Origin of the sequence: Enterobacter sp. ECC-219 (assembly GCF_043966805.1) — a bacterium.
Classification (GTDB): domain Bacteria; phylum Pseudomonadota; class Gammaproteobacteria; order Enterobacterales; family Enterobacteriaceae; genus Enterobacter; species Enterobacter cloacae_N.
Window position 1 is genome coordinate 4,926,320 of sequence record NZ_CP143680.1, and the last position, 12,884, is coordinate 4,939,203.

General features: G+C 58.7%; 11 protein-coding genes and 1 riboswitch. Of the genes, 5 read left to right on the top strand and 6 right to left on the bottom strand.

The features are described 5' to 3' along the window. Positions 1-17: 17 nt before the first annotated feature. On the bottom strand, positions 18-671 hold the full coding sequence (gene ribB, locus V1603_RS23365) for a 3,4-dihydroxy-2-butanone-4-phosphate synthase (RefSeq protein WP_116342096.1): 654 nt from the start codon (positions 669-671) through the stop codon (positions 18-20). A 105-nt stretch (positions 672-776) separates the two neighbouring features. Continuing rightward, positions 777-927: riboswitch (FMN riboswitch) on the bottom strand. A 121-nt stretch (positions 928-1,048) separates the two neighbouring features. Between ribB and ubiK the strand changes: the two genes are divergently transcribed. Then, the gene (gene ubiK, locus V1603_RS23370; RefSeq protein ID WP_014071796.1) at positions 1,049-1,345 is read left to right on the top strand and encodes a ubiquinone biosynthesis accessory factor UbiK; all 297 of its coding nucleotides are present in this window, start codon (positions 1,049-1,051) and stop codon (positions 1,343-1,345) included. A gap of 115 nt (positions 1,346-1,460) precedes the next feature. Here the strand turns inward: ubiK and hldE are convergent, their stop codons facing one another. The 3 genes from hldE to V1603_RS23385 are packed head-to-tail and all read right to left on the bottom strand — an operon-like array spanning position 1,461 to position 7,110. Next, positions 1,461-2,891 (bottom strand): bifunctional D-glycero-beta-D-manno-heptose-7-phosphate kinase/D-glycero-beta-D-manno-heptose 1-phosphate adenylyltransferase HldE, encoded by a 1,431-nt coding sequence (gene hldE, locus V1603_RS23375; RefSeq protein WP_395313329.1) that lies wholly within the window; start codon positions 2,889-2,891, stop codon positions 1,461-1,463. A 40-nt stretch (positions 2,892-2,931) separates the two neighbouring features. Beyond that, positions 2,932-5,787: a bifunctional [glutamate--ammonia ligase]-adenylyl-L-tyrosine phosphorylase/[glutamate--ammonia-ligase] adenylyltransferase gene (glnE, locus tag V1603_RS23380; protein WP_395313330.1), complete on the bottom strand. Its 2,856-nt coding sequence runs from the start codon at positions 5,785-5,787 to the stop codon at positions 2,932-2,934. Positions 5,788-5,808: 21 nt separating this feature from the next. After that, positions 5,809-7,110: an inorganic triphosphatase gene (locus V1603_RS23385; RefSeq protein WP_395313331.1), complete on the bottom strand. Its 1,302-nt coding sequence runs from the start codon at positions 7,108-7,110 to the stop codon at positions 5,809-5,811. A 229-nt stretch (positions 7,111-7,339) separates the two neighbouring features. On the opposite strand from V1603_RS23385, the gene V1603_RS23390 reads away from it, so the two are divergent. Then, entirely contained in the window at positions 7,340-7,960 is a 621-nt protein-coding gene (locus tag V1603_RS23390) for a TIGR04211 family SH3 domain-containing protein (RefSeq protein ID WP_028014457.1), read from the top strand. Between the two features lie 61 nt (positions 7,961-8,021). Continuing rightward, a complete protein-coding gene (locus V1603_RS23395; protein ID WP_116342106.1) occupies positions 8,022-9,263 on the top strand; it encodes a multifunctional CCA addition/repair protein in 1,242 nt (413 codons plus the stop codon). A gap of 13 nt (positions 9,264-9,276) precedes the next feature. On the opposite strand, the gene bacA is transcribed toward V1603_RS23395, so the two are convergent. Both bacA and folB read right to left on the bottom strand, forming a co-directional pair. After that, the gene (bacA, locus tag V1603_RS23400) at positions 9,277-10,098 is read right to left on the bottom strand and encodes an undecaprenyl-diphosphate phosphatase (protein WP_163329704.1); all 822 of its coding nucleotides are present in this window, start codon (positions 10,096-10,098) and stop codon (positions 9,277-9,279) included. A gap of 106 nt (positions 10,099-10,204) precedes the next feature. After that, the gene (gene folB / locus V1603_RS23405) at positions 10,205-10,573 is read right to left on the bottom strand and encodes a bifunctional dihydroneopterin aldolase/7,8-dihydroneopterin epimerase (RefSeq protein ID WP_116342110.1); all 369 of its coding nucleotides are present in this window, start codon (positions 10,571-10,573) and stop codon (positions 10,205-10,207) included. A 107-nt stretch (positions 10,574-10,680) separates the two neighbouring features. Here folB and plsY point away from each other — a divergent pair, with 107 nt between their 5' ends. Together plsY and V1603_RS23415 are read left to right on the top strand one after the other, a co-directional pair. Further along, a complete protein-coding gene (gene plsY / locus V1603_RS23410; RefSeq protein ID WP_061097029.1) occupies positions 10,681-11,295 on the top strand; it encodes a glycerol-3-phosphate 1-O-acyltransferase PlsY in 615 nt (204 codons plus the stop codon). Positions 11,296-11,388: 93 nt separating this feature from the next. Further along, the gene (locus V1603_RS23415) at positions 11,389-12,855 is read left to right on the top strand and encodes an MFS transporter (RefSeq protein WP_395313332.1); all 1,467 of its coding nucleotides are present in this window, start codon (positions 11,389-11,391) and stop codon (positions 12,853-12,855) included. The last annotated feature ends 29 nt before the right edge of the window (positions 12,856-12,884 follow it).

Sequence of the window (12,884 nt, forward strand, 5' to 3'; positions counted from 1 at the left end):
TTTTCACATCAGCAACTTCAGCTGGCTTTGCGCTCGTGCGCCTGGCGGTACTCCACCAGATCTTCAATCGTCACCACCGGCATGTTGTGCAGACGCGCAAAGGTGATGCACTCCGGCGCGCGCGCCATGGTGCCGTCATCATTAGTGAGTTCGCACAGCACGCCAGCCGGTTTGAAGCCAGCCAGCGTCACCAGATCGATGGTCGCTTCGGTGTGGCCACCACGGGTCAGCACGCCGCCCGGCTGCGCACGCAGCGGGAAGACGTGGCCTGGACGGTGGAGATCGGATGGTTTTGCGTCATCGGCAATCGCTGCACGCACGGTCGTCAGACGGTCAGCCGCCGACACACCGGTAGTCACGCCATGGGCCGCTTCAATGGTCACGGTAAAGCCGGTTCCGAAGGCGCTGGTGTTGTTTTCAACCATCATCGGCAGATCGAGCTGCTGGCGGCGGTCTTCGGTAATACACAGGCATACGATGCCGCTGCCGTGACGGATGGTCAGCGCCATCTGCTCAACGGTCATGTTTTCGGCGGCAAAAATCATGTCGCCTTCGTTTTCACGGTTTTCATCGTCAAGCACCATCACACCGCGGCCTTCGCGCAGTGCATCCAGTGCATGTTCAACACGTTGAATTGAAGTGCCAAAAGAGGAAAGTAGCGTCTGATTCATGGTAAAAAAACCTCATTAACTTTATGGTTACCAGAATCAGGGCAGTCTTAGGAGCGCCGTACAAGCGGCAAAAAAATAACGTGAGCGGGCCATGCCCGACTGGATCGTTACTCTCTCCCATCCGGACTCTAACCGTCGGCCCCGGAATTACACCGGATCTGCTGACCTTTGAGAATTCACTCAAAGCGCTCGCGGGCTTTCAGCATGACGCTGATTTACCGCCGGTGGGGAATTTCGCCCCGCCCTGAGAATAAGCGAGATAACTATAACGCTATTGATTAACCTGGGCAATGCATAAGCTTCAAACAAATCTGCTTTATCCTGGGTCATGACGCGCTACAATGTTCATCAACACCGACTTATCAAGGGAAGCCATTATGATTGACCCGAAAAAAATTGAGCAGATCGCGCGTCAGGTTCATGAGTCCATGCCGAAAGGCATTCGTGAATTTGGTGATGACGTAGAAAAGAAAATCCGCCAGACGCTGCAGGCGCAGCTGGTTCGCCTTGATTTAGTCAGCCGCGAAGAGTTTGACGTGCAGACCCAGGTTCTGCTGCGCACCCGCGAGAAGCTGGCGCTGCTGGAACAGCGTCTGACCGAGCTGGAAAACCGTAATGCACCGGAAGAAGTGAAGCCAGCACCGGCTATTCCACCGGTGGACGACCAGGAGTAAGTGCGGCCTGTTGTGCCCGGTGGCGGCTACGCCTTACCGGGCCTACATGAACGTGCAGGTCGGGTAAGGCGCAGCCGCCATCCGACATAAAAAAACGGGCCAACAGGCCCGTTTTTTACTGACTGTCTTTCTGGATCTTCTTGATGATGTTGGTGGTTGAGCACCCGTCCTCAAAGTTGAGCACCATCACTTCACCGCCGTTGGCCCAGACCTCTTCGCTGCCCGCGATTTGCTCCGGCTTGTAATCCCCGCCTTTTACCAGCAGGTCCGGCAGAATGCCGGCAATCAGGCGCTGCGGCGTGTCTTCTTCAAACGACACCACCCAGTCCACCGCTTCCAGCGCGCCGAGCACGATCATACGCTGCTCCAGTGGGTTCACCGGACGCGTTTCGCCCTTCAGGCGCTTCGTCGACGCATCGCTGTTGACCGCCACAATCAGGCGGTCGCCCAGCTTGCGCGCGTTCGCCAGATACGACACGTGGCCCGCGTGCAGAATGTCAAACACGCCGTTGGTCATCACCACTTTTTCACCACGCTTGCGCGCGGCGGCAACGGCCACCTTCAGCTCGTCTTCGGTCATGACGCCAAAACCGGTGTCGGCGCGGCCGCGCACCGCGTTTTCCAGTTCGATTGGCGAAACGGTTGAGGTACCCAGTTTCCCCACCACCACGCCCGCCGCGGCGTTAGCGAAGTAGCATGCCTCTTCAAGGGAGTTACCCGCTGCCAGCGTCGCCGCCAGCACGCCGATCACCGTATCGCCGGCACCGGTCACGTCGTACACTTCCTGCGCCTGGGTTGGCATATGCAGCGGCGCCTTGCCCGGCTGCAGCAGCGTCATCCCCTGCTCGGAGCGGGTCACCAGCAGCGCAGAGAGCTCGAAGTCAGCAATGATCTTCATGCCGCGCTCAACCAGTTCGTCTTCCGTTTTACACTTGCCCGCCACCGCTTCAAACTCGGAGAGGTTTGGCGTCAGCAGCGTCGCGCCGCGATAGCGCTCAAAATCGGTGCCTTTCGGGTCGATCAGCACCGGCACGCTGGCTTTGCGCGCCAGCTGAATCATCGTCTGCACGCTCGTAAGCGCGCCTTTGGCGTAGTCGGAAAGCACCAGTGCGCCGATATTACCCAGCGCCTGGTTGATACGCTCGTGCAGCGGTTCAGGGTCGACGCCTTCAAAGCCTTCTTCAAAATCGAGTCGGATCAGCTGCTGGTTGCGCGACAGCACGCGCAGTTTCGTAATCGTTGGGTGGGTCGGAACAGAAACGAAGTCGCACTTCACGTTCACGTCCGCCAGCGACTTGCTCAGCGCGCGCGCCGCATCGTCGATGCCGGTCAGGCCCACCAGACGCGAGTGCGCGCCCAGAGAGGCAATGTTCATCGCCACGTTTGCCGCGCCGCCGGGACGTTCTTCAATGGTGTCGACCTTAACCACCGGCACCGGTGCTTCCGGGGATATGCGGCTGGTAGGCCCATACCAGTAGCGATCCAGCATCACATCCCCAACAACCATTACTCCAGCACGTTCAAACTCTGGCAGTGTTACTTTCATTCCTGACTCCAGAAAGATTCACAATTTGCGCGCGATAATATCACACTTGATTTGTTACGCACGGTTCCACCAGCCACTTCTGCCAGCTGGCCGTTACCTGAGCACGTTCATGAACAAAACAGTCCAGCACCACATGCCCCGGCTGCTCCTGCAATGCCAGGTGATGAAGTTCATCGCGCAGCGTGGTGTAGGCGCGGGTTAAGGCCTGGGCCTCCTGCTCGTCCATGATGTCGTTTTGCGCCAGCAGTTCCAGAATGCGCACGTTATCGGACCAGCGCGTCAGCTTCGGCTTGTCATGGGCGTGCAGCAGCACCAGGTACTGAGTGATAAACTCAATATCGGTAATCCCGCCCTCATCGGCTTTGATATCAAAGCGATCGCGGTGTTTATTCCCGAGGTGCGCGCGCATTTTCTCGCGCATTTCGCGCACTTCCGTTTGCAGCGTGCTGCCATCACGCATGGTGGTCATAACCTCCTTGCGGATGACGTCAAACTGCGTTTTGAGCTGCGGATCGCCATAGACCACGCGAGCGCGCACCAGCGCCTGATGCTCCCACGTCCAGGCTTCATTCTTCTGATAATCGGCAAACGCGTCCGTTGAGGTCACCAGCATACCCGCCGCGCCGGACGGGCGCAGGCGCGCATCCACTTCATACAGAATCCCCGACGAGGTGCGGGTGCTGAACAGGTGCATGATGCGCTGGGCCAGGCGCAGATAGAACTGACGCCCGTCAATCTCGCGCTCGCCGTCGGTCATCACGTCCGCCGGGCAGTCGTGCAGGAAAATTAAATCCAGATCGGAGCTATAGCCCAGCTCCCAGCCGCCCAGCTTGCCGTAACCCACCACCGCAAACCCTCGCCCCTCACGGTCAGCGAGGTGTTTCGGCTGGCCGTAGCGCGCCACCATCTGCACCCACGCCTGATGGACAACCGCATCAATAATCGCTTCCGCCAGCCAGGTTAAGTGATCGCTCACTTTCATCACCGGCAGCGTACCGGCGATGTCCGCCGCTGCGACGCGCAGCATCTGGGCCTGCTTAAACTGACGCAGCGCCTCCAGCTGTTGCTCTTCGTCCTCTTCCGGCACGCGCAGGAGATACTGGCGCAGCTCGTCCCGGTAGGCGTCCGTCGCCGTTGGCTGATACAGCGTGTTCGGGTCGAGCAGTTCATCCAGCAGCAGCGGGTAGCGCGCCAGCTTGTTGGCCACCATCGGCGACGCGGCGCAGAGGGAAATCAGGTGCTTCAGCGCCCCCGGAAATTCGCTCAGCAGCTCAAGATAGGTGGTGCGCGTGATAATCCCGCTCAGCAGCGGCATCATGCGCGACAGCGGCACCGGCGCGTCCTCACGCGAGCAGACCTCGCTCAGCAGGTGCGGCATCAGATGATCCAGCACCTGACGACCGCGCGGGCCGATGGCGCGCTTGTTCAGCTCCAGACGGAAATCAGCAATTAAGGCCACCACGCGATGGCGGGCATCGTCGCTTAAGTGCGCCAGCACCGGCGTGGTGTCATCTTCCTGAAGCGCGTCCTGCCACAGTTCGCGCCAGTGCTCGGAGAGCGCATCGTCCGGCGATTCACTTTCGTCGTCGCCGATCAGATCGTTAAAGATGCGGCGCACGCCTGCCATATGGGCATCCAGCCGTTGGGTCAACGTTGACCAGTCGTCCACGCGCATGCCCCAGGCCAGACGCGCCCGGTTAAGGTCATCGCCCGGCAGGGTCTGGGTCTGTTCGTCGTTGATGCTCTGCAGCAGGTTTTCCAGACGGCGCAGGAACAGATAGGCCTCGCGCAGGGTTTGCGCGTCGCCGTCCGGCAGCAGGTGTAGCTGCTCAATGGCGCTCAGCGTCGGCAGCAGCGAGCGGGACTGCAGCGACGGCTCGCGCCCGCCGCGGATCAGCTGGAAGACCTGAACGATAAATTCGATTTCGCGGATGCCGCCCGCGCCAAGCTTGATATTGTCCTTCAGCCCACGGCGGCGCACCTCGCGGGCGATCATCCCTTTCATATTTCGCAGGGACTGGATCACGCTGAAGTCAATGTAGCGGCGGAACACAAACGGGCGCAGCATGGCACGCAGCTCGTTGGCGTAAGCGTCGTCGCTGTCGCCCATGATCCGCGCTTTGACCATCGCGTAACGTTCCCAGTCGCGTCCCTGCTCCTGGTAATAATCTTCCAGCGCGGCGAAGCTCAGCACCAGCGGACCGCTGTCACCAAACGGGCGCAGGCGCATGTCCACACGGTAGACGAAGCCGTCCTGCGTCGGCTGGTCCAGCGCTTTAATCAGACGCTGGCCAAGGCGGGTAAAGAACTGGGCGTTGTCCAGCTCGCGACGCCCGCCGCGCGTGGAGCCGTTCTCCGGCCAGGCAAAGATCAGATCGATGTCGGAGGAGAAGTTCAGCTCGCAGCCACCCAGCTTGCCCATCCCCAGAATTAACAGCGGTTGCGGAACCCCTTCTTCGCTGCACGGCGTGCCCCACTCTTTACAGCAGGCAGCGTAGAGCCAGTCCCGCGCGGCGACGATCAGCGTCTGCGCCAGCTCGCTCAGCTGCTGCAAAGTGCTCTCTTCGCTCACCAGCTCCAGCGCCTGCGCCCAGGCAATGCGCACCATTACCCGGCGGCGGAACTGACGCAGAACGCGCATCAGCGTGGCCTCATCCGTTACATCTGCCAGCGCGGTTTGCAGCCAGCTGGCATAATGCCGCCACTCGTCAGCCTGCGGCGGCGCGCTTTCCAGCTCCGCCAGCCATTCCGGGTTAGCGCTGACGCTTTCCTGCACAAAATCACTGAACGTGAGCACGCTTTTCGCCTGCTCGCTTAACGATGACGCGGGTAACGACTCGGGCAGACGTTCGCAAACGGTCTGCCAGTGCTGCTGTAACTGCGAAGAAAGCGGCATATCAGGGGTTCCTTGCCAGAATTAACGTTTTCCGCTGTGCAGCCAGTACGGATCCTGCGAAATGGCCTCGTTGCGGAAATGCTCGATCTCAATCTGCTGACGGGTCTCAATGGCATGCTTAAGTCCCTGCCAGTTCTCCAGCCAGGCCTGCGCCTTCACGCCCTCATACGCACCGGACAGCAGCAACATACTGTCGATGTTACGCGCCAGACGGGGAAGCTGATCGCCGTACTGGTCGCCCAGCGGGTGTGCGAAGGTGGTTCTCAACTCGGCGGCGTGGCGGGAAAGATGGATATCCGCGAAGCGTTTGAAGTTATCCGCGATTTTGGTCTGCGCTTTTGCATCCAGGAAGGTGCGCCAGCCGCGCGTCACCAGAAATTCGGTCAACGCCAGTTTTGCCGCGGTATTTTGCGGGCTGTAAAGCGCGGTTTGCGCCGATACGTCGGAAAGCAGCAGCGTCTCGGTTTGGGTCAGCAGATCGCGTAAGTGAGCGCTTGCTTTACGCGGTACGATACCGCCAAACAGCGTCAGGGTATGACGCACCAGGCCAATGGCGGCCAGCACCTGTTTTTTGGCATTTTTCACGTTACGCGCCCACAGCTCTTCGTGGTACTGCCACTGAGAGAGCGCCAGCTCCAGCGCCGCTTCCATGCCCTGTTCAATGCTGGCTTTCGGCACGACGCGCAGAATAGGGGTCTCTCGCAGCACGCGTGGCGCATTTCCGGCAGCCAGGTGGTAGCCGCGCGCCGCTTTGCTCAGGCTGCCCTGACGTAATCCCGGCTGACTTACCAGCTTACGCGCCAGCTTCAGCACGTCGCTCGCCTCCCCTTCCAGAAGTTCCAGCTCCAGCTCACAGATCGGTTCCAGGCTCTCACCCGCCTTCACCTCGCCTAAATCCAGCGCGATCTCAATGCGGCTCTTGCCTTCCGTCACCAGCCATTTCTCGCGAGCGAAATCGGTGCTGAACAGCGGCTGCACCTGTGTTGCCAGCGTGGCGGGCAGTTCGCCTTCCGGCCAGACTTCCGCCGGGAAACGTTCCAGCTCAAGTTCTGGCTTACTGATGTCGATATTATATTCCGGGCGCTGATGCAAACCGCCGACCACGCGGCCGGCGATTTTCATCGTCATCTCGTAGCGCCCGTGCGCGCCGCGGATGCGCAGCCCCATATCGTGGTTGCGCAGCCAGTTGTCCGGCGTTTCGTAGTAGATGTTGAGCAACTGTACGGGTTCATGGTGCTCGCCGGAGAGCGTATTCAGATGCTGACGGAGCGCGTCAACGCTGTCTTTTTCGACGATAAATTTTAATTCGATTTCCTGAGCCATAGCCTTGTACTTTTGCGGGCGTCACAGACGCGTCAATGAGGGCGAACTTCCTCGCCATTTATTTGTCAGTACATAGTATTTTGCGCCAAATTGCCATGCAATGAGCAATTTGTCGGGCGTAAATGTGTAGAGTCGTGACACAGATGATTCTGATTGCTGACGAATGCTTTGCGTAGAGACACTGTTGCCACTACTATCGTTCCACTATTTATGAAAATAACGACTAATGATGCTTAAATTACGCCTGATTGGACTTACTTTACTCGCTTTTAGCGCCGCAACCGCAGTGCACGCTGAAGAGAAGCGTTACGTTTCTGACGAACTGAACACCTGGGTACGCAGTGGCCCCGGAGATAATTATCGCCTCGTGGGTACGGTGAATGCCGGCGAGGAAGTCACCCTGTTACAGACCAACGCGGAGACCAATTACGGTCAGGTTCGCGACAGTTCCGGCCGTACCTCCTGGATCCCGATGAAAGAGCTGAGCACCGTGCCAAGCCTGCGCACCCGCGTGCCGGACCTGGAAAACCAGGTGAAGACGCTGACCGACAAGCTGAACAACATCGACGGGACCTGGAACCAGCGCACCGCCGAAATGCAGCAGAAAGTGGCGCAGAGCGACGGCGTGATCAACGGTCTTAAAGAAGAGAATCAAAAGCTCAAAAACGAGCTGATCGTCGCTCAGAAAAAAGTGAACGCCGCGAACCTGCAGCTTGATGACAAACAGCGCACCATTATCATGCAGTGGTTTATGTATGGCGGCGGCGTACTGGGCGTAGGTCTGGTGCTGGGCCTGGTCCTGCCGCATCTGATCCCAAGCCGCAAGCGTAAAGACCGCTGGATGAACTAATTCGTCTTCTCTGCCAGACTTACGTATTATCTTGCGAAAAGAGAAAACGGGAGTGTTGGGCGTGAAGAGTTATCTGGTCGGTGGTGCGGTACGTGATGCGTTGTTAGGTCTGCCGGTCAAAGATAAAGACTGGGTGGTGGTGGGTGCCACCCCGGAAGAGATGCTCGACGCGGGCTACCAGCAGGTAGGCCGCGATTTTCCCGTGTTTCTGCACCCGAAAAGCCGGGAAGAGTACGCCCTGGCGCGTACCGAGCGGAAATCCGGTTCCGGCTATACGGGCTTCACCTGCTACGCCGCGCCGGATGTGACGCTCGAGCAGGATTTGCTTCGCCGCGATCTCACCATTAACGCCCTGGCCCAGGACGAAAACGGCCATATCATTGACGCCTACGGCGGGCAGGATGACCTGCGCGACCGTCTTTTGCGTCACGTCTCCCCGGCATTTTCTGAAGATCCGCTCCGCGTTCTGCGCGTGGCGCGTTTTGCCGCGCGTTACGCCCATCTGAGCTTCCGTATTGCCGATGAGACGATGGCGTTGATGACGGCCATGACCGAGGCGGGAGAACTGGAACACCTGACGCCGGAGCGCGTCTGGAAAGAGACGGAAAATGCCCTCACCACCCGCAACCCGCAGGTCTTTTTCCAGGTCCTGCGCGACTGCGGCGCGCTGAAGGTGCTGTTCCCGGAAATCGACGCGCTGTTTGGCGTCCCCGCGCCGGCGAAATGGCACCCGGAAATTGATACCGGCGTGCACACGCTGATGACCCTGAGCATGGCAGCCATGCTCAGCCCTGACGTGGACGTGCGCTTTTCCACCCTGTGCCACGATCTCGGCAAAGGCTTAACGCCGAAAGAGTTCTGGCCACGCCACCACGGGCACGGCCCGGCAGGGGTGAAGCTGGTCGAGGGACTATGCCTGCGCCTGCGCGTGCCGAACGAGATCCGTGACCTGGCGAAACTGGTGGCCGAGTTCCATGACCTGATCCACACCTTCCCGATCCTGAAGCCCGCCACCATCGTGAAGCTGTTCGATAATATCGACGCCTGGCGCAAGCCGCAGCGCGTCGAGCAGATTGCGCTGACCAGTGAAGCCGACGTTCGCGGCCGTACCGGGTTTGAAGCGTCCGATTACCCGCAGGGGCGTTTGCTGCGCGAAGCGTGGGAAGTCGCAAAAGCGGTGCCAACGAAAGATGTGGTTGAGGCAGGGTTTAAAGGCCCGGAGATTCGCGAGGAGCTGACGAAACGGCGGATTGATGCGGTAGCGGCGTGGAAGGAAAAACGTTGCCCTCAGCCGAAAGAGTGAGGGCAACCCGTCATCAGAAGAAGACCACGTACACCGCAGCAGCGACGATAAAGCGGTAGATCGCGAACGGAATGAACGAGATACGCTTAATCAGCTGCAGGAAGGTTTTGATGGCAATCAGCGCCACGATAAACGCGGTGATGAAGCCGACGGCGAACATCGGAATGTCGCCAGCCGTCAGGAAGTGATAGCTTTTATAGACATCAAGCACGGTGGCGCCCATCATCATCGGCACCGCCAGCAGGAACGAAAACTCGGAAGCCGCGTAACGGCTTACGCCCATCAGCATCCCGCCTGAAATGGTCGCACCTGAACGGGAGAAGCCCGGCCACAGCGCCAGACACTGGAAGCAGCCAATCATAAACGCCTGGCGATAGGTCATATCGTCCAGACCTTCCGCACGCGGGGTTTTTGGCTTCAGCACTTCCGCGGCAATCAGCAGGAAGCCGCCCACCACCAGCGCGTACATGACGTTAATCGGGTTAAACAGCGATTTAATGGTGTCGTGGAATACCAGCCCCAGCACCACCGCCGGGACCATCCCGAGCAGGATATGAATCAGCGTCAGGCGGCCTTTGCCCTCACCTTCGCGCTGCGGCAGCCGGCCAAAATGAATGCCGATAAGGCCAAACAGACGGCGCCAGAACATCACCACCACCGCCAGAATCGAGCCCAGCTGAATCACCACCTCAAACGTCTTTGCGGTATCGCCTTCAAAGCCCAGCAGATGGCCAACGATAATCATATGGCCCGTACTGGAAACCGGCAAAAACTCCGTCAATCCTTCGACCACACCCAGAATTGCCGCCACCAGCAGCGAGTGCATATCGCTCATCTATAAACCCCTAAAAAAAGATATAAAAAACGGTGTCCACGCGGACAACCGTGAAAGATACAGCCTTAAGACCGATATAACCTAAAATGGTTTAGCAATTATGACGTTAAATCTTTCCTTTCAGATTTGTGCCACGCTCGATAATCACGCCCACATTGGCCGCGCGCGCGACCGCACCCGGCTTGCTCAGCTTGATGCGTACCCACGGTGAGTTGAATTTGGTCAGCAGCAGTTCCGCCACCTCCTCCGCCACGCGTTCCACCAGCGCAAAACGTTGTCCTTCCACGTGGCCGATGACCGCTTCGCTGATGTCGGCATAGCTCAGACAGTCATTCACGTCATCGCTTTTTGCCGATTTGCGGTTATCCCATCCCATTTCGATATCGAACACCAGTTTCTGCTCGATGGTCTGTTCCCAGTCGTAAACACCAATTGTGGTGATTACCGAAAGTTGCTCTATAAATACAATATCCATCACGACCTGCCTGCTTTTTGGCTAAACCGGATACCACTTCCGGTGAATTATGCGTATTATCCACAGATGCTGAGAATACAGATACATTTTCAAAACGGAACAGCGTTATGAGTGCAATCGCGCCTGGAATGATCCTCCTCGCCTATCTTTGCGGCTCAATCTCCAGCGCCATTCTGGTCTGCCGCATTGCCGGGTTACCTGACCCGCGTGAAAGTGGTTCCGGGAATCCGGGAGCGACCAACGTGCTTCGAATTGGCGGCAAGGGAGCAGCCGTAGCGGTTTTGATTTTTGATGTTCTGAAAGGGATGCTACCCGTCTGGGGCGCCTATGCGCTGGGCGTTACGCCGTTCTGGCTCGGTCTTATCGCCATCGCCGCCTGCGTCGGCCATATCTGGCCCGTTTTCTTTGGTTTTAAAGGCGGAAAAGGCGTTGCGACGGCCTTCGGTGCGATTGCACCTATCGGCTGGGATCTCACCGGCGTAATGGCCGGGACGTGGCTGCTCACCATTCTTCTGAGCGGCTACTCGTCGCTGGGCGCTATCGTCAGCGCGCTGATCGCTCCGTTCTATGTCTGGTGGTTCAAACCCCAGTTCACCTTCCCGGTGTCAATGCTCTCCTGCCTGATCCTGCTGCGCCATCACGACAATATTCAGCGCCTGTGGCGTCGTCAGGAAACCAAGATCTGGACTAAGCTCAAGCGCAAGAAGAAAGACGCTAAATAAAGCGTTCGTTATGCCTTATAACCAAATGTGATTTTGGTCACCTTCTGCCTGTGGTAACTGTTAGAGACACAACACAACCACACAAAAAGAAAAATGGCAGAAATCACAGATACAACTCCCCTTTCAACGGCAGGAAGCGCCCCGGATGGCGACATCCAGTGGGTGCGCAGCGCATCGGACGTTTCACGTCTGGTTAACGACGGTTCTCAGGGCCGGGCCAACGCCCGTATCGTGGTGGGTATCGCGCTGGGCGGTATTTTTCTCGACGCCTACGATCTCGGCGCGCTGGCGTTTGGCATCAAGGACATTACCCGCGAATTCAATTTAACTCCCGCAGGCACCGGCATGGTAGCGTCGGCCATTACCTTTGGCGCTATCGTTGGGGCGCTGCTCGGCGGTTACCTCACGGATAAAATCGGGCGCTACCGCGTTTTTATGGCTGATATGGTGTTCTTCGTAGTGGCAGCCATCGCCTGCGCGCTGGCCCCGAACGAATATGTGCTCGCGGGCGCCCGCTTCGTGATGGGGCTCGGCGTGGGGATCGATCTTCCCGTGGCGATGGCGTTTCTCAGTGAGTTCGCCAGGCTGAAAGGCCCGGGAAATAAGGCCTCCAGCGTCGCGATGTGGTGCCCCACCTGGTATGCCGCCATCAGCGTCTCCTACCTGCTGGTGCTGTTCTTCTACGCCGCGCTGCCGGAGAGCCACAGCGACTGGCTGTGGCGTTTGATTCTCGGCTTTGGCGCGGTGCCCGCGCTGGTGATTATCGCCATTCGCAGCCGCTATATGAGCGAATCTCCGGTCTGGGCGGCGAATCAGGGCAACCTGAAGGAGGCGGCGTCGATTTTACGCCAGTCCTATAACATCAATGCCCACGTGCCGCAGGATGCGCTCAGCCAGCCTGCACCTGTGGTGAATAAAGCGAAATGGTCGAACTATCTGAACCTGTTCCGGGGCATATACTTACGCCGCACGACGCTCGCCACGCTGCTTTCCGTCGTCTCGTCGTTTGCCTATAACGCCGTGGCGTTTGGCCTGCCGGTTATCATCTCCAGCTTCTTTGTGCAGTCGATGCTCACCACCATTCTCATTTCACTGGTGCTTAACCTGCTGTTTGCCTTCGTCGGCGGACTGCTGGCGGTACGCTACGTGCCGCGCTTCGGCGCCTGGCGGATGTCGCTTGCGGGTTATGCCTGCCAGCTTGTCGCATTGCTTGGCCTGGCGCTGATTGGCCGCCCTGAAGGCGCTTATGAAGGGGGGCTTGCCGTCGCGATGCTGGCGCTGTTCCTGTTCGGTCAGGGATTTGGCCCGGGCGCGCATACCATGACGTTCGCCTCGCTGAGCTACCCGACCTCGCTGCGCGGCGTGGGCGTGGGCCTCAACCAGACGCTGATGCGCAGCAGCTCCACGCTGTCGCTGTTCCTGTTCCCGCTGCTGGTTGCGTCTCTCGACACTGCCGTGTTCTGGGTGATTGCGCTGGCGCCGTTTATCGGCCTGGCGTCGCTGCTGGCGATCCGCTGGGAGCCGTCCGGCTATGACGTGGATGCGGAGGACTACCGGTAACGACACATCGCTTCGGTGGGTTCACCCCC